This is a genomic window from Cohnella algarum, from assembly GCF_016937515.1.
Taxonomy (GTDB): Bacteria; Bacillota; Bacilli; order Paenibacillales; family Paenibacillaceae; genus Cohnella; species Cohnella algarum.
Genome location: NZ_JAFHKM010000002.1, coordinates 3218189 through 3236871, shown reverse-complemented (window position 1 = coordinate 3236871; position 18683 = coordinate 3218189). Strand labels below are relative to the sequence as shown.

General features: G+C 64.1%; 8 protein-coding genes. All 8 read right to left on the bottom strand.

What is annotated here, in order from left to right; genetic code table 11:
* Positions 1-3 precede the first annotated feature (3 nt).
* A complete protein-coding gene (locus tag JW799_RS14450) occupies positions 4-2859 on the bottom strand; it encodes a polysaccharide lyase family 8 super-sandwich domain-containing protein (protein WP_205430413.1) in 2856 nt (951 codons plus the stop codon).
* A 93-nt stretch (positions 2860-2952) separates the two neighbouring features.
* Positions 2953-4056 (bottom strand): glycoside hydrolase family 88 protein, encoded by a 1104-nt coding sequence (locus tag JW799_RS14445; protein ID WP_080835544.1) that lies wholly within the window; start codon positions 4054-4056, stop codon positions 2953-2955.
* Positions 4057-4130: 74 nt separating this feature from the next.
* A complete protein-coding gene (locus JW799_RS14440) occupies positions 4131-5726 on the bottom strand; it encodes an ABC transporter substrate-binding protein (RefSeq protein WP_080834851.1) in 1596 nt (531 codons plus the stop codon).
* Positions 5727-5838: 112 nt separating this feature from the next.
* Positions 5839-6747, bottom strand: coding sequence for a carbohydrate ABC transporter permease (locus JW799_RS14435; protein WP_080834853.1), 909 nt, complete (start codon positions 6745-6747; stop codon positions 5839-5841).
* Positions 6748-6774: 27 nt separating this feature from the next.
* Complete coding sequence (locus JW799_RS14430; RefSeq protein WP_080835547.1) at positions 6775-7644, bottom strand: ABC transporter permease; 870 nt, start codon at positions 7642-7644, stop codon at positions 6775-6777.
* A 314-nt stretch (positions 7645-7958) separates the two neighbouring features.
* Positions 7959-8996, bottom strand: coding sequence for a LacI family DNA-binding transcriptional regulator (locus JW799_RS14425; protein WP_176220720.1), 1038 nt, complete (start codon positions 8994-8996; stop codon positions 7959-7961).
* 244 nt (positions 8997-9240) lie between these two features.
* Positions 9241-12132: a CBM35 domain-containing protein gene (locus JW799_RS14420; RefSeq protein WP_205430411.1), complete on the bottom strand. Its 2892-nt coding sequence runs from the start codon at positions 12130-12132 to the stop codon at positions 9241-9243.
* Between the two features lie 136 nt (positions 12133-12268).
* On the bottom strand, positions 12269-18676 hold the full coding sequence (locus tag JW799_RS14415) for an RICIN domain-containing protein (protein ID WP_205430409.1): 6408 nt from the start codon (positions 18674-18676) through the stop codon (positions 12269-12271).
* Positions 18677-18683 lie beyond the last annotated feature (7 nt).

The following is an 18683-nucleotide window of genomic DNA, read 5'->3' as shown; positions in this document are numbered from 1 at the left end:
TGGTCACGGCAGGCTCGTTACGGCGATATCGTCAAACAGCGCCTTCGTGCTGGCGTAAACCCGGGCCCCGATCTTGCCCGCCGCGTGCGCGCTGTCCGTCGCGCTCACCTGAAGGACGCCGTCCTGGTATGCTTCGATGACATCGCCGTCGACAACGATTTTGTACGTGTAAAAGGTGTCCGGAGCAATGCTCGGATTGGCGAAGCCCAGCGACGTCTGGACGCCGTTTTCGAACTTCGCGAGCTCCATTTTGCGGCCGGTTCGGTCGTCGTTTTTCAAATACAGCGCGTAAAAGTTGTCGGGATCCGCATAGCGGAAAACAAGCCCGGCGTCCTTGTTGCCGCCGGCGTTGTTCGTTACGTTCACCTTCGCCTCCAGCGCATAGTCCGTCCATGCGGCGTCGCCCGCGACGGAGAAGCTGCGCGAGCTGCCCGCGGTGCCGCTGTAAACGCCCGACTCGACCGTCCACGTTCCGCTCGTCGGCGTCCAGCCGTCGGCGTTGCCGTCATGGAAGTCGTCGACAAACAGCGTCTGCCCGGCGCCGGACAGATCGAAGCTCGCCTTGAACGTCTTCCCTCTCGCCTGGTTGACGTTCACCGTGAATTTGATCGTCGGCGCCAGCTGCGTCACCGTGATGCCCGGATCGGCGGCATAACCGCTCGCCGCGCGGGCCAGCTCGACCTCGATCGTCCCCGCGTTGGCCTGCGTCGGATCGGAGATCGCGACGTCCAGCGCCTCGCCGGCCTGCTCCCGCGTCATGACGGACGCCTTCTTGTTCACCGCTATGAAATCCGCCGTCTCCGGAGCGTCCGTCCAGAAGTTGGCGCCGACGATGCCGAGCGTCTTCTCCTTGACGGCTTGCACGCTTGCCGAGTTTTCCAGCACCTCGATATTCGGATTGGCGGCGTAGGCGCCGACCTCCGCGCTCGTCTTGTTCGGCAGCAAAACGTACTGGTAGCCGGCGCCGGCCGGATTCGCGCCGTGGTTCATCCACAGCTTCACGTAATTGCGGGTGACGTTCGCCGCCGGAGTGACCGGGCGGTTGTTGATTTGCTTCCAGTTGCCGGTCCGCGCCTCGCGAAGTGCCGCAAGATCGGCCGATTGGGGAAAGTAGTATCCGATATCCGCGCCCGGAGCGCTTCCCGCAAGATGCGCCCATTGGACCCCGGTCAGCGTCTGCGACCATCCGAGGCCGGACGGCTGAAGGGCGCCGTCGACCGTCAGCGCGTTCGTGCCCGCGTCGCCGATTTTGCGGTTTTCGACGATCGTTTCGACCGGAACGCCATCCGCGCTTGCGATGCCCGCGCCGAGCGCGACGATCTCGTCGTCGAACATGAACCAGGATTTTTTCGCCGTCAGCGTCGTCGCGGCATAGTTCAGGTCCATGCCGGAAACGCCGTACGTATCCAGCAGCGCCGTTCCGCCCGTCCAGTTGTTCGCGCTCAAATGAGGCGTTGCGGACACGCCCGACAGCACGGTCGTGCCCGGCAGACGGTACGCGTCGACCGTCGGCCAGTAATCGCCGCTGTACTGGTTCTGGTCGCCGTTGTACAAATACGTCGTTCCGGCGGACGTATACCAGCCCCGGCCGTTTTCGCTGTTGATCGCCTCGTAGCTCGACGTCCGGCTGGAGTACATAGCCAGTCCGAAGCCGTACCCGGGGCGCACCTGAACGGCCTTGTCCATCCGCGAAAACTGCGCGTATCCCGCCTGCTCGCTTGCCGGCGCGACCGCCGGATCGGCCAGCAGCGCCTTCGCCCGCGTCAAATGCTTCAGCGGCGCGTTCGCGAGGAAATCCAGGGCGCCGTCGGCCAGAATCCATCCCTTGACCATGCTCTTGAACGCCTCCGCGTCCGCCGCCGGGGCGATCTCCGCCAGCCGGAGAATGCCCTGGATCGCCGCATGGCCCGCCGCATGATCCTGCCGGTAGTGGCGCGAGATTTCCCGGCCGCGCACCATGTCCATCATCGCTCCCTTGTAGATGACCGGGCGATACGAGCGGTGCACCCACTGCCAGACGTTGGCCTGGTCCGGATCGGTCACCTGCCACGCCGTGCCGTGCAGCAGCGCCATCAAGTCGCCGACGGCCTGCAGCAGATCGATCCCGTAGCCGCCGGTATACGCGATCGTTCCGTGCTGGATGAACGAACCGTCCGCGTAAAACCCGTCGCCGCTCGTCACGTAATTGAAAATGGGCGACAGGCCGTCCCTCGCGTCGGCCAGCTTGACGCCGTCCTTCGCGATGACGCCCCGCACGCCGACGACGATCCCCTTCCACGCGCGGTTCGCCCCCGTCTTGTTGACGACCGGCGAAAACCGCTCGACCGCGTTCGTATAATTCGCGATCTGGCTGCCGGACAGCAGGTCGTACATGAGCACGGCGGTATCGTTCAGCGCCATCGGAATGCCGATTTCCCAGTCCCACCAGTTGCTCGTCCCGCTCGGCGTCGTCACGACGAATTCGTGGTACCGGGTGGCGTACATGTAGTCCAGCGCGCCGACGATGTCCGCCGCCAACGCCGGATCGCCGGCCAGCGCCGAGCCGGGCGTCGAATAGGCCAGAGCCATCGCCCGGAGCCGTTCGTACGCCGTCCGGATATGGACGGAGTGGCCGACGTTCGGAATATCGCTCCACAGATGCGTCCGCGTTGCCGACTTGTTCATGCTCTGCCAATAGCCGTTCGCTTCCGCGGCCTGCGCCGCCACCGCCGCCGAGACGTCGGCGTCCGCCGGATCCAGCGGCTCTCCCGTCAGCATCTTCCGCCACTTGTCCCGCATCGCGTCATACTCGTCCGCGGCCTGCGCCGTGCGATCGCTGCCGCCCCCAGGAATGTAAACGCTGCCAAAATACTCAGGCATAAAACGGCTTTCAAGGCCGCCGCTCTCATCGTTCCCTCTCCTTTGCCGTTTGATCGGGGGTGCGGCCTTCGGGCCGCACTCTCCCTCGAACCTTTACCAGAACAATTCGGCATCGCCCTTCAGCTTCAACAGCGCCTCCGCGAAAAAATAATCGCCGTAAATGAGCGGCGTCTCCACCTCCCCTCCCCGCGGAAAATTCCCGGTTCCTTTGACAATCAAGGCTTCTTCCGACGGTTCGTCCGGCGTATAGCGTTCGAACAGCGATCGGACGAGTTTTGCGCCCCATTCCCGATAGCCGGCCGCTTCCTCCGGCGAAACGAGGCGGGACATTTCCAGCAGCCCGCTCGCCGCGCATGCCGCCGCCGTCGAATCCTTCGCCCGGCGCCCGTCCTCGGGCGCCCTGAAATCCCACGGGGGAACGAGGTCTTCCGGCAAATTGGCGACGAAGAAACCGGCCGCCTTGCGGGCCGCCTCCAAAAACCGGATTTCCTTCGTGTAGCGGTAGCTGATCGCGAACCCGTAGATCGCCCAGGCGGAGCCCCGGGACCAGGCCGAATCGGGGGCGTAGCCCTGCCCGCCGAGCGCCTCGATTTTTTCCCCGGATTCCGGATCGAACCGGACGATATGGCAAACCGAGCCGTCGGGGCGGATGAAATGTTCCCGCGTCGTCTCCGCATGGGCCGCGGCGATATGCCGGTAGCGCGGATCGCCCAGCTGCTCGCTCGCCCAATACAGCAGCCCCAGGTTCATCATGCAGTCGATGATCGCCAGTCCCTCGCTGCCCTCGTAAAGCCAGGCCCGAATGAAGCGGCCCGGCAAATTGAACCGGCTGGCTAAATGGCTGGCCGCGATCAGCCCGCGCCGCCTGGACGGCGGGTTGCCCGTTATTTTGAAGTTGGCGACAGCCGACAGGCTCCACATAAAGCCGTTATCGTGGTGCAGCTCCTCGTACTCCTGCAGCGGCCCGTCCAGCTTCGCCTCGATGCGCTCCGCGATGTCCCGGAACCGCTCGTCCCTCGTTCTTCGGTAGACGAGCCACAACAGGCCCGGCCAGAAGCCGTTCGTCCAGCAGTGCGGCTCCCGGTTGTCGTACTTGCCGCCGACGGACGCCAGCGGAAACGTGTCCCCGATCGACGCATGCGTGCGCTCCAATTTGTCCAAAACGTATTGCCAAGCCCGATCTTCCCAACCGCTCATGCGCTTTTCTCCCATCTTTCGCTCCGGCCGCGGAAGAAAGGCTTCCTTTCGGAAACCTTTCCCCGTCCGGCCGCTTAATTTTTGTTTTCCAACAGCCACGCGTCGATTTGCGCCTGCAGCTCCGCCTGCACCTTTTCGATTCCCGCCGCTTTCAGCTTGCCGTTTCTCTCTTCGAGCAGCGCGGAAGGATTCGGGGCGGCGCCCGTGGCGAGCGTCGCGTATTCGCTCATGACGCCGGCCAACTGGGAAACTTCGTTCTTCACCTTCGTGTCGTCAAACGCAAAGCCGAGCAGCGGAAACCGCGTCGCTTCTTCGTTGAACGTTTTCCAGCTTTCGTACATGTCGTCGGGCTGTCCCGGCTTGAGGTAGTTCAGCATTTGGCTGCCGAGCACCCAGTGGACGTTCGGAACGTAGCCGGAATCCGGAATCAGCTCGATGCGATTGTCCCCGACCTTCTTGTAATGCTTGTCTTCGATTCCGTGCACGAGCAGGTTAATGACGTAAGGATCGGTATGCAGGTAGTTCAGCACCATCATTGCGCGCTCCGGATCTTTGGACGTCCGGGAGATCGCCAGCAACGAGCCCGTGGCCGCGTCGGTATCGACGACCGGCTCGGCGACGACGTGGGACACGAAGTCGTACTTGTTGTCCGTCGACAGCTTCAGTTCGATGTCCGAGCCCGGCTTCCAGGTCGCCCGCTGCATCCAAAGCTGCCCCTGCTTGCGCAAATCCGCGAGGTTGGCCGTATTGGTTGCCGCGTCGGCGTTCGTGTACCCTTTTTCGTAATATTCGCGGTACAGCTCGTATTCTTTTTTGTTGATTTCGACGATTTCCGGATCGAGCAGCGATTTCACCTTCGGATCGGCCGCCTTGTAATCGACCAGGAACAGCGGCATCTTGCTCAGCTTCGGCCCGATGCTGCGGTAATTGGAATTCGTTTCGTACATCAGGTTGTCGCCCTGGCTGCCGGAGCCGACGATGTTCAAAATGAGTCCGGGCTCCTTCTCCTTCAGCAGCTCGAACCACGGCCGCAGGTCTTCCATCCGGTTGATCTGCTCGATCGGAATGTTGTATTTGTCGACGATATCCTTGCGATAGGTGAACGACAGGCCTTGCGTGATTTCCTTGTTTTGCGGGATTGCGTACAGCTTGCCTTCGAAACGCGGCGCTTCGAGATAGAGCGGGTTCAGCGATTGCTTGATGCCCTGGCCGTATTTGTCCAGCAGCTCATCCAGCTCCAGATAGGCGCCCTTCGTGACGTTCCCGAAGTAGTTCAGCCAGGAAGCCGCGAAAATCAGGTCCATTTGCTCGCCGGTGTTCATCATCAGCTCGGTCTTCTGCTTGTATTCGCTGGAAGCGATCGGACGCAGATCGATCGTCGCGTTGATTTTGTCCTTGAAATACTCGTTCAGCTTCTCCTCGATCAGCGCGTCGTCCTGCTGCGGCGTCGCCTGGTAGACGATCGACACCTCGTACGGGGCCAGCTCCGCCCCGGCCGACGGCTCCTCCGACGGCGCGGGCGAAGCCGGGTTTGCCGCCGACGGACTCGGAGCCGTGCTCGACGCCCCCTCGTTGCTGCCGCCCCCGCCGCCCGAGCAGGCCTGAAGCAGCAGCGCCAGGCACAGCGCGGCCGCCAGCGCCAGGCCGCCTTTCCATTTTCCTCGTTTCATGTTCCGTAACCCTCCTGTAAACGGTTTCTTGTTTTTATAATAGAACGGCTGCAGAGCTCCCGCCGAATCTTGGTCGACGTTTCTCTTTGGCCGGCTCTACCCTCGACTGCAATTACCCCTTGATCGCGCCTACGGTCAGTCCTTTGACGAAATATTTCTGAAAAAACGGATAGACGATCAGAATCGGCCCCATCCCGACGATGGCCATCGCCATTTGCAGCGACTGGTCGGGAAGCTTGCTCATCAGCTCCGGATTTTGAGCCGCGACCGTAATGTTGTTCCGCAAATACTGGACATCGTTGATGACCCTTCGCATCAAATACTGCAGCGGATACTTGTCCTCGCTGTCGATGTACAGCAGCGCGTTGAACCAGTCGTTCCAGTAGGCGATCGTGCTGAACAGCGCCATCGTCGCGAGCACGGGAAGCGACAGCGGCAGCACGATGCGGAAAAAGATGCGGATTTCCCCGGCCCCGTCGATCCGGGCGGAATCGATCAGCGACGGATGAATCGTCGATTGGAAAAACGTCCGCATGATGATGACGTTAAACGGGACGATCAGCAGCGGCAATATGAGCGCCATGTACGAGTCTTTCAAATCGAGCACCTGCGTGTACACCATATAGCGGCTCACCATCCCCCCGTTGAACAGCATCGTGAAAAACAGGAAGAAGGTGAAAAACGCGCGAAACGGATAATCGCCCCGGGAAATCGGATAGGCGAACAGGGCCATCAGCAGGACGCTGAGGATCGTGCCGGCGATCGTAATGCCGATGCTGACGGCGTAGCCCCCGACAATCGTCGAGTAATCCTTGAACAGCGCTTCGTAGGCAACCAGGGAGAACGTCTCCGGGAAAAAGCTGTAGCCGTTTTTCAGGATCGCGTCTCCGTCGGACACCGACACCATGAAGACGAGAACGACCGGCAGCACGAACAGCAGCGACAGCGCGACGAAGCCCATGTGAAGCAGCGCGTTGGAAATCGGGGAAATCTGGCTCCAGTGACGCGAACGGGTTTTCATTTTGTTCACCTCTCAGTTGCTCTTTCTTTAAAATAGCGCCTGCTCGCGGTTGATTTTGCGGACGACCGCGTTCGTGGCCAGCACCATGACGAAGCCGAGAACGGACTGCATGAACGCCGCGGCCGACGACATGCCGATATCGTTCAATTCCAGCAGCGACCGGTACACGTACGTGTCCACGACGTCCGTCGTCGGATAAAGCGCGCCGGAATCGAGCGGCACCTGGTAAAACAAGCCGAAGTCCGCCGTGAAAATGCTGCCCATCGACAGGATCGTCATGATGATGACGACCGGCTGGATCGTCGGCAAGGTGATATGGAAAATTTGGCGCCATTTGGACGCGCCGTCCAGGACGGCGGCCTCGTAATATTCCGGGTCGATGCCGGCCATGGCCGCGATGTAGATAACCGCTCCCATCCCGACGCCCTGCCATGCGTTGACGAGAATCAATATGAACGGCCAGTACTCTTTTTCCGAATACCAGAACACCGGATCGATCCCGAACCGCTCCAGCACCGTCGCGTTCATAAACCCTTGCGTCGGATTAAGAAACGCGTAGACCAGATAGCTGATGACGACCATCGACAGGAAGTAGGGCATCAGGATGAACGTCTGATAAAATTTGGCGAGGAAGCGGTTTCGCAATTCGTTGACCGCAAGGGCGAGCGCCACCGACAACACGAGATTGATCGACATGAAGGCAAGGCTGTACAGGACGGTATTGCGCGTAATGCGCCACAGCGAACCGGAGTTGAACAGGAACGAAAAATTATCGAATCCGACCCAAGGGCTCCCCCAGATGCCGTCGATATAGTTCACGTTTTTGAAGGCGATGAACAGCCCGAACATGGGCAGGTAGCTGTGGATGACGATCACGACGGCGGCCGGGACCGTCATCAGCGTCAAGTAGCGGTACTTCCACAGATTCTTGAGGAATCCCGCTTTCCGCGTCAGCGGGCGAAGCGGGGGGCCCCGTCCCGGTCCCGGGCGATTGCGGCTGCTTTCAACTGGCACACTTCCTTTCGGTTTGTGCTTTCAGTATAAAAGCGCGGGCCGGCGAATTCGATGACCGATTCTCGTTTCGGCGTGACGGATTTTCGGATGGGGGGAGAAAAAAGAGCATAAAAAAGAAGGCAGCGGCTGCCTTCGGCATAGCGAAAAAGAATCGGGCCCGGGAGATCGTTGCAGCGGCTCCCCGCCGTTTGAGCGCATCAAGACCGCCGCGCCGGCCCGGTCGTCTCCCGTACGATCAGGTCGACCGGCAGCACTTTCGTCCGTTCCTCGCCGGGCTTGCCGTCGATCAGGTCGAGCAGCATATGCACCGCTTCGCGTCCTTTTTCCAAAATGTTCTGCGAAACCGTCGTAAGCGACGGGGACGTGTATTCGGACACGAACAAGTTGTCGAAGCCGATGACCGAACAGTCTCCGGGCACGGAGCGGCCGAGCTCGCGCAGCCCTTTGAGCAGGCCCATCGCGCTGATGTCGGAAAAGGAAAACACGGCCGTCACCCCGTCCATCGCGGCGAGGCGGGAAGCCGCCCGGTAGCCGCCTTCGAGCGAAGTCGGCAGCTTGATCATCAGCCCGGGATCGTACGGAATGCCGGCTTCCGCCAGCGCGTCCCTATACCCGAGCCAGCGCTCGTGCAGGACGCCGTAATACGGGATGCGTTCGATCGGCACGTCGCCGACGAGCAGCGCGATCCGCCGGTGGCCCTGGTTAATCAGGTACGACGTCGCCTTGTAGCTGCCCTGCCGATCCGCCAAATACACCTGGTAAAAATCCGGGCTGCGCAAATAGCTGTCGATAAAAACGGCGGGAATGCCGAGCTTCACGACCCGCTCGACCGCCTGCGAGCCTTCGTTCGTGCCCATGACGATGAGGCCGTCGAGCCGCCGTTCCTTGACGAACGCAAACGTTTCCGTCGCCTCGTCGATTCCGGTCAGGATCACATGGAACTTCCGCCCGCGCGCTCCTTCCTCCACGCCCGCCAGCAGGTCCCAGTAAAACGGATTGTCCTGCAGCCGGCCGGGTTGCATCGTCGGGACGACGACGCCGATCAGATCCGTCCGCCGCGTTTTCAGGTTGCGTGCCTGAAGGTTCGGCGTGTAGCCCATTTCGCGGATGATCCGCTCGATTTTTTGCTTCGTTTTGGTGGAAACCCGGCCCTTCCCGTTGATGACGTTCGACACGGTCGCGATCGAAACGCCCGCCTCCGCCGCCACGTCGACGATGCTGATTTCCTTGTTCATGGGAGCACTTCCGTTTCTTTTCCTGTCATTCCGACACATTCTAATTAAACGTTTTACCCATTATAGCGTACGGAAACGAAACGGGACAACCGGAGTCGGAGGCGCCGTTTTACGCTAACCCGTCATGCAGTCCGTCCAGTACCCTTTCGGCCTGCCAATCCCACGGCTTCAAGCCCTGAATGTTATAAAAAACCCCCCGTTGACGGACATCCGTCCGCCAACGGGGAGCTAAAACGCGATGCGTTCACCAGCCGACGTTGCCCGGGCCGCGCACGATCGTAAACAGGTTGTTCGGATTGTTCAGCGCGCCGGAAGCGGCCCCCGATACCGTCACGTTGCCGAACGTGCCCGTCCCGGTTACGCCGTCGAAGTTCAGGCCGAACGTGCCCGCCCCCTCGATCGACACCCGGTTGAAGCTGACGTTTTGGATCGTCCGGTTGTAGCTGAATTTGACGCCCTCGTACGTGCTGTCCTTGATTTCGACGTCCTCGATCGCGATCGGAGCCGTTATATTTTGGTTCTCCGCGTAGATCCAAAGGCCGCCGAAGCTGGTGTTCCAGTTCGGCTCCCAGCCGCCGGTACGGAGCAGCGTATTGCGCTTCAGCTCGGTCGTGCCGCTGAACGAAACCGCATTGAACCGGGTGCTGACGACGATGCCCGAAGACGCCGTGACCGTATCCGCGCCGACGTTGTCCAGAATTTTGTTGTCCTTCCCGCCGTACAGCGCGAACGCGTTCGCAAGCATCGGGGCCTGCGCCGTGTTATAGCGGAACGAGTTGTTCTCGTTCGGCGCTCCGTCGGACCACATGGCGAACGCGTCGTCGCCCGTGTTGCGGACGCTGAGGTGGCTGACCGTCGTATTTTTGACGCCTCCGTGCAGATTGACGCCGTCGGCCCAGGTGTTGCGGACGTTGCCCCCGACGACATAGAGGCCGTCGGTTCCGGCTTGCAGCCAGTAGCCGACCTTCATATGTTCGATCCATACGTTCTGGATAAGCGACCCTGCGCCAAAATTCCCCTCGAAGCCCGCATGGTCTGCCGCGTCGTTACGGTACAGCGAATCGCCCGTCAACGCCAGATCCGCGACGGTGACGTTGCCGCCGACGCCGTAAAACCCGCCTTTGCCGCCGGTCCCGAGAAGCTCGGAATGCCACGTGCCCGCGCCGCGAATGTGAATGTCGCTTACGTCGACCCGGTCGTTCATCCGAAACGTGCCGGCCGGAATCCAAACGCCCGCCATGCCGGTCGACCGAGCGTCGGCGATCGCGGCGCGAATCGCGGCCGTGTCGTCTCCCGCATCGTTTGCGACGGCGCCGAAGGACGTAATGCTGACGAAGCCGGCCGGCATGGCATAGGGCGCATCCGCCTGCTCCAGGTCGATCAGGTCGATCGTATAATAGGCGGCCGTATCCCCGGAATCCTTCTGCAACCTTACGGTCGCGCCGGCCTGAATCTCCGAGACGAGAAACCGGCTTTCGTCGTAAAAACGGTGCGCGTTCCCGTTCGCGGGGTTGTCGTTGTACGGATAAGCGCCGTAAGTCCACGCATAACGCGACGTAAGATCGAGCGCCTGTCTCTTCGTTCCGTTCACGTACAGGCTCAGCGTCGCGTTCGTTCCGCCGCCGCCGGCGCTGTCCGGCATGCTGTAGCGGACGACGAGCGCATTCGCCGACTTCGGCGCCGTCCATTCCACGTAATGCCCCGTCTGGGTCAATTTGACCGCCCGGCGGCCGGACGATTCGGCTTCGACCGTCAAGTAGTTGCGTCCGGGGCCGAGAAGCTGGGCGTTCGTCGCGCCGTTCTCCGCCTCCAGCTCCGCATACGGAAGCGTAGCCCCGCGAGCGGCCAAGGCAGCGCCGCCCGCCAGCGTCAAGGAATCGAGGCTTACGTTGCCGCTGTTTGCGGAGTCGTAGCGGTAGGAAATCGTATTCAGCCCTTTTCGCAAAGGCAGCGTTTCGGTTTTGCTCGCCCAGACCGTCGGGCCCCCGGTTGCGGGCAGCGTCGTCGCGAGCGCGAACAGCCCGTTGACGTACACGTTCAGCGTTTTCGCCGAGCCCGTTCCGTTCGCGTAGCGAAGCTCGGCCGAAGCGTTGCCCGCCGCCCCGGCGTTCACCGTAAACACCGCCCGCGCGCCGGCCGAAACGAAGTTCGTCAAACCGGATGCCGTCCTCGTCACGCCGCCCGAGTAAAACTGCTCCTCCGCCTCGTAAACGTTCGGCGCGCCCGGTTCCGGATCCGCCGATACGGGGCCGAGAACGAGGCGGTCCAGGTTCACGTTGCCGCTGTCCGTCTGATCGAACTTATAGACGATCGAATTCGCGCCCGCGTTTAGCGTCACGTTCTCCGCATGCGTCCCCCAAGCGCTCCAGCCCGCCGTCGCCGCAAGCGCGATTTGCCTCAGCTTGACTCCGTTCACGTACAGGCTGAGCGTTTTCGCCGAACCCGTTCCGTTCGCGTAACGAAGCGTAATGTCGCGGCTGCCCGCCTCGGCGGCATTCACCGAGAACGTGACGGCCGCGCTCCCCTTGTTCCCGTCGGTAAAGCCGTCCACGAAGCCCGCGCCGCTATAGCCCGCATGCTCCGTCGCCACGGACGCTCCGCCGGACAGCGCCGCCGCTTCGGCTTCGTAAACGTTCGGATCGGCGGGAGCCGGAACGTCGATGTCGATTTTGTCCAGATTGACGTTGCCCGAATCGGAATCGTCGAACTTGAAGCCGATCGTATTCGCGCCTGCCGCGAGCGTCAGCGTCTCGGCCTTCGCGGCCCAACTGCTCCAGCCTGCGGTGGCGGGCAGCGTCGTTTGCCTGATTTTCGCGCCGTTGACGTATAGGCTGAGCGTCTTGTCGCTCCCGGTACCGTTCGCATAACGAAGCGCGGCCGTATGAGCGCCCGCCAACGCCGCCGTATAGGAAAACCGGACCAGGGCGTTTCCCTTGTTGCCGTCGGTAAAGCCGCCGACGAAGCCCGCGCCCGAATAACCCGCGTGCTCGGTTTCGGCGACGGCGCCGCCCGAAAGCGTCGCGGACTCGGCTTCCAGCGAGACGGCAAGCGCCTTGCCGGGCGCTCCGAGCAGCGCGAGCGCAAACGACAGGGCAAGCATCGCGGACAACCCCGTTTTCGCCATTTTCACGAACATATTCTCAACTCGACCTCCTGTAAGACGGGAATGTCAATCCCGTCATCCCATTTTTTTGGAAACCGCTTTCAAATAAACCGGAAGACAACCCCCGTCTCGGGCCGGCAGCCTTTGACAGGGGCGTTCTTAAGCGAAATTACGAGCGAATCCAATTCAATTGCGCCAGCAGCCGGTAAACAAGCTGCGCGGCTTCCGCCCGGGTCGCCTCCCCTTGCGGCGCGAGCCTGCCGTCCGGGCGGCCCTGCAGCAGGCCGAGCGCAACCGCTTCGCCGAAGTCGGCCCGCGCCCATTCGGCGACGAGCGCCCCGTCCGCGAAACCGCCCAAGTCCGCGGCTTCGGCGGCGCCGCCGGGCAGCGCGAGACGCCAAGCACGCATGAGCAGCGCGACCGTCTGCTCGCGCGTAATCCGCTCGTGCGGATGGAAGACGCCGTCCGCGAAGCCGTTCGCGAGCCCGGCGGCCGCGGCGGCCTCGGCGGCGCCCGCGAACCAGGCGTTCGCCGGGACATCGGCAAACCGGCCGGGCGTTCCGCTTCCGGCGGGCAGACCGAACGCCGCGGTCAGCATGGCGGCGAACTCGGCGCGCGTCACGGGATCGCCCGGAGCGAAGCGGTCCGCTTCCCGGCCATTCAGGATGCGGCGGGAGGCGAGCGCGGACACCGCGTCGCGCGCCCAATGGCCTTGAACGTCGGCGAACGCGCGCGGCTCGTCGATGACGACGAACGTGCCCGAAGCCACGGTGCGGACAACCGTGACGACCGTGCCGTCCTCGAGCGTGCGGAACGTCGCCGGCACCGGCCTCCATTTGCCGGAAGCCTCGTCGTAGGCCATGCCGCCCGCCGTCGCCAGCGTTACCGTGCCGTTCGCCGGAAACTCCAGGGTCGCAAACGTACGGCCGGTCAAGCCCTCTGCCGTTCTGCCTCCGCCGGTCGCGACCGAAACGCCGACCTCGTATGCGTCGCTGCGAACGGCGCTTCCCGGCTCGAACGCCGCGGAGCCGTTCGCCTTGCCGAGCCGGATCCGCAGCTCGGCGCCTTCCGGCGCCGGCGAGCTGCCGGCAATCGCGTCGACCGGCAGCGAGAAGGCAAGCCCCGGCACGGCGTTCAGGCGGACGTCGAGGACGGCGTTTACCGGAGCGGCCGACCTGAGCGCATCCAGCGGCAGCGCGACGACCGCCGTCCGAGCGGTGCCCGAGACGTTCAGCGTCAGCGCGGGACGAGCGCCTTCCAACGCTTCCAACCCTTCCAGCGCCGCGATCAGCGCCTTGCCGTCCACGACCGCTTCGTCGTAGACGTTTCCGTTCGCGTCCGTTTTCGGGACGGAAGCGACTTCAAGCGCGTTCGGCGGGGACGGCGGTTGCGGCTGAGGCTGAGGCACGACCGCTCCGCCAATGCCGTCCGACGGGCCGGGTACGGCGACGGTCAGCGCGGCGGGCGTCCACAGGCCGGCCGCATCCTGGCTCCAGATGCGGATCGCGCCGCCGTACGGAAGGGCTCCGACGTTCCATTCCGTCGCGGTGGCGTCCGTCCTGACGGGCCCGGCGCCCCAGGACAGGCGGTACCCCGCGATGCCGCCGGCATCGGAAGCCGCCGGCCAGCGGACCGTATACGTGCCGTCGGCCTCCCGCACCGCCGTTGCCCCGGCGCCGCCGGACCATGCGGGGGCGGTCGTGTCCTTCGCGGCGACGCGGAAGATCCGCTCGCGGCCGCCCCAGGATACGGCGACGTTTGCCGTGCCCGTCTTCAGCGCCGTGAGCTTGCCGTCAGCGATCCGCACGACCGTATCGTCGGACGACGACCATACCGCCTCTCCGGCTTCGTCGCCGGCGACGGACACCTGCACCGTCTCGCCCGTTTCGACAACGAACGGCGCCGCCTCGCGGCCGCCTATGCTCGCCCGGAACGGCGGCTCCTCGAAGGAGAAGCCTTCGTCGACCGTCCGGACCTCGAAACCGCCGGCCCCGTCCATGAACGGGCCGACCGTGGCTTTCCGGACGATCGTATTGCCGAACGTCGCTTCGCCCCCGATATTGCCGGCGGCGTGGATGCCCCACGTGCCCGCTCCGTCCACGACGTTGCCGTGCAGCTCGATGCCGCGCGCCGGCGCCTCCCCGAGGAAGGAGATGCCCTGATACGAACTGTCCGCGATCAGGTTGTCGCGAATGCGGATGTCGCCCGTCATCTCCCGGCCGCTGTCCGCGAACAGCAGCAGGCCTCCGAAATCCGCCGGCCAGTTGTGCTCCCGGCCGCCGGTCCGCAGCAGCGTGTTTCGCGCCACTTCGATCGTTCCCTCGAACGGTACGGGAGCATGGCGGGTGCTGACGCTGATGCCCGCGCCGAACGCCACCGTGTCGGAGACGACGTTGTCGGCGACGGTCGCGTTTTTGCCCCCGTAGACCGAAATGTTGCTCGCCAGCCACGGCAGCTCCACCGTGTTGAACCGGAACGTATTGCCTTCGGACTGCGCTCCGCTCGCCCACATCGCCATGCCGTCGTCCCCGGTGTTGCGGAACTGGTTGTGTTCGGCCATGGAGCGGTTCGTCCCGGTGCTGAAGTTGAGGCCGTCCGCGAACGTATTGTGGACTTGCACGCCCGCGACGTACAGGCCGTCCGTGGCCAGGGCCTGCCCGTCCGGCAGCGTCCTCGTCGTCGACCAGATGCCCGTCTTTACGTGTTCGATCCGCACATGCTGCAGCGTCGAGCCCGTGCCGAACGCTCCGTCGAAGCCCGATTCGGGCAGCTCGTCGCGGCGGGCGGTCACCTCCCCGTCGATCGCCAGATCATAGACGCGAATGCGGTTTCCGGCGCCCATGAATCCGCCGCCGACGAGCGTCGTATGCCACTTGCCGGCACCGCGGATCGTCACGTCGGCCACTTCGATCGGGCCTTCGCCGACCCGGAAATCCCCCGGAGGCAGCCAGACGCCCTTTCCCTGGCGTTTGGCGTCCGCGATCGCCTCCTCGATCGCGGACGTATCGTCCAGCCCGTCGTCCGCGACCGCGCCGTAATCGGTGACCGACACGAAATCGGCCGGCTGCGCGTACGGCTCCTCCGCCCAGTCGCCTTCGAGCAAATCCACGACCACGTATTCCGCCGTCGTGTCGGCGTCGAACGCGATCCTCACCGTCGAGCCGGCGTCGGCGGGTCCGATCTCGAAGCTCGTTTCGTCGAAGAAGCGGTGCGCGGAGCCGTCCTCCGGCCGGTTCGTCCAAGGATAAGCCCCGTACACCCAGGCGTAGCGGGAGGTCAGCCGCGCTCCGTCCAGTTTTTTGCCGTCGACGTACAGGCCGATCGGCGTTTCGGCCCCGCTCCCGTCCGCCGAATCCGGCACGGAATACCGGAGCGTCAGCCGATTCGCCCGCTTCGATAGCGTGAATTCGACGTAATCTCCCGCTCGATCCAGCCGGACGGCTTGCCGGCCGGACGCCTCCGACGCATGCTCGCGGTACGCGCGGCTCGGGCCGAGCAGCTGGCCGTTCGTCGCGGCATGCTCCGCTTCGTGCGTCGCATACGACACGCTTGCTCCGCGGTAGGCGGGCGGCACGACGTCCCGCACCGTCAGCCGGTCGACCAGCACGCGGCCGTCCGGGGCGGACAGCGTCACGGAATTGTAGCCCGCGCGCAGGTTCAACTCGATCTCGGCGGTCCGCCAATCGGACCCTCCGTCGCGGGCAGCGGCTTGCAGCCGGCCCGCCGGCAGCCCGTTCGCCGCAACCGCGAGCGCGCGAACGCCGTCCGCGCCGTTCGCATAGCGAATCTCCGCCTTGTAAAGGCCGGCCTCGTCCGCATGCACGGCGAACGTCGCTTCCGCTTCCGCGCCGTCGAGCGACGCGAAGCCTTCCCCTTCGTAGCCGGGCACGTCCGCCGCAATTCCCGCGACCGCGACCGCGCTCGCGCCGGACAGGAAGGCATCCTCCGCTTGGAACGCCGCATCCTCCTTCAGCGGCGCAAAGCGGTACGCCTGCGAATCCGTCGGGGACGCGCCCGCCCCGTTTTCGAGCGCGAGCCGATCGCCCCGTTCGACGATCCGCCATTGCATCGGAGCCTCGGCCGGAGCCGAGGTCCCGAGCTCCGCCGTCGCCAGCTTCCCGTCCACGACGGTCAAATATCGGCCGCTTGCGGCGCTGCGAATCAGCTTGTAGCCGTTCTCGTCCTGCAGCCGCCATACATCCGCGCCTTGCTCGTCCCGGAGCGGAGTCCCGTCCGCGGCGTTCACGATGCGCACCCGGCGGGTGTCGTCCAGCCGGTGCGCGAGCACGTCCGGCCGCGAGCCCGCCGGCTCCGGCACGAACGCCTCGTCCGGCGCCGGCTCGATCGCCCACTGGGCGCCCAAAGCTTCGACGGAGCGCAGGTCGAGCTGCACGTATCCGGCGCGGTCGATCGTATGCGCGTATTCGAGCGGCCGCATGGCGCTCCGCAGCAGGACGTTGACGCCTCCCGGCGCGGGTTCGGCGTGCCAGAGCCCGGCCGCTCCTTCCGCCGGCCCCGGCGCGGCCGTCAAATAAGGCACGCCGTCGACGACCGTCAGCTCGTGCCCGGTCGCCCGGTTGATCAGCCGCGCCGGCCCTTCCCCGGCGAACGTCCAATGCGAGCGCGCGTCCCCCTCCTCAAGCGTTCCGTACAGCGCGACTCCGTTCTCGTTCTCATACAAATACGCGCCGGTGTCCGCGTTCCGCAGCCGGACGAAGCCGTCCGGCAGTTCGAGCGGCAGTTGCGCGGGCGCGTCCTCCGGCAGCCAGCGCGCGCTGCCCCACTCGGCCGGGATGGCGCCCGACTGCGCGTAGCCCGTTCCGTCCTCCGCATGGATGCGCTGGCCGGCCTGCCAGACGTTTTCAAAAACGAACTCCCCCGCCGCCGTCTCCGTCACGTTCCACTTCGCGCTCGTCCAGCTCGGCTCGACGGACGTGCTGCGCAGCGGCTGCAAATGCGGATTTTCGCCCGACTGCATGCCTTCCACGTTCATGTAATGGCCCGTCGCCCGATTGCGGATGCGCGCCTGGCCGCCGCCATCGTCCTCGATCAGCCAGTGCGATTCCGCCGCTTCGACGGCCGGGCTGCCGTACGCCACTTTGCCTTCCGTTTCGTACAGGTATTCGCCGCGATAGACGTTTTTGAGGCGGACGTAGCGCGGACCGCTCTCGGTCACCGGCTTGAACGCCCATTTCGGGCTGCCCCATTCCTTCGGAATCGCGCCGTACTGGACGAAGCCGAGCTTGTTTTCCAGATGCAAATAGACACCCTCGTCGGCTTCGGCCCGGATGAGCTTCGTGCCCGCGGTCCGCAGGTTTTCGATGACCCACTGCTCCGTCTCGGCGCTCTCCCCGGCCGCGACGACCGTGACCGCGGCTTTGTCGGAAGCGACTCCCGTCCGGCTGACGAAATGTCCGGTCGCCCGGTTCCGGATGCGCTGCACGCCGTCTTCCTCGACGATTTCCCAATGGCTTGCCTCGTCGTCCGCCGGAGCGTTGCCGTACAGCAGCTTGCCGTCCGCTTCGTACATGTACAAGCCGAGCCAATCGTTCATGATCCGGACGTATCGCGGTCCCGTATCCGGCTCCGGATCGTACGGCTTCGTCGCAGTCGCCGGGACGACCGCCCATTGGGGCGTGCCCCAATTTTGCGGAAGATCGCTGACTTGGGCGTAGCCGGCGTCATCCTGGATATGGAGGCTGAGCGCCGCGTTGTCCGCGTATTGAATGACCCAATGCCCCGCTTCGGTGCCCGCGGCAAATCGCCATGCCGCCGCTTCCGCGGCCCCGGCAAGCGGAATCCGGCTGGTATAATCCGCCCAACCGAGCATGGAGACGTATGCGCCGGTCGAACGATTCCGGATGAGATAGCCGTTGCCGGCCGCTTCGACGCGCCAGTGCGAGGACGGATCCTCTTCGACCGCGTCTCCGTAGGAAACGAAGCCGTCCGCCGCCGTCAGAAATTGGCCCGTATGCTTGTTCTGAAACCGGACGTAATCGACGACCGGCTCGATCCGCCAATGCCCGGAGCCCCAGGCCGGATTCAGAGCGCCGAGCTGGCCGCTTCCCGTGTCGTCCTCCAAATGAAGAATGTACGTCGGGTTGGCCGGCTTCCGAATGTTCCAGCGGTCCGTCGCCGGTCCGTCCGATGTAACCGCATTCACGATTTCCCAGGCCAAGTCGTCCGCGTTCGTTTCGCCCGCATCGGCGAGCAGGACATCGCTCCACCAATGGCCTTTCGGCGGCACGTTCGCCGACGCGTAGGTTCCCGTCAGCCGGTTCTGAATGCGCACGCCGACGGCCGACGGTTCCAGACGCCAATGCGAGGCGCGGTCCGTTTCGACCGCCTCGCCGTACGACGCTTTGCCGTCCAATGCGATCAGGTAATGGCCCGTATAGTCGTTCTTGATGCGAACGTAGACTCCGTCCGTCACGGACGGCGCGACTTCCTCGAAGCTTCCCGCGCCCGCCGCGTATGCCGTCCGCACTTCCCCGCCGCCCAAGGCGGGGAAGCACGAGAACAGCAAAAGCGCGGCGAGCAGCGCAAAAGACATTTTCCTCAATTCCCTTTTACGCACGCCGACT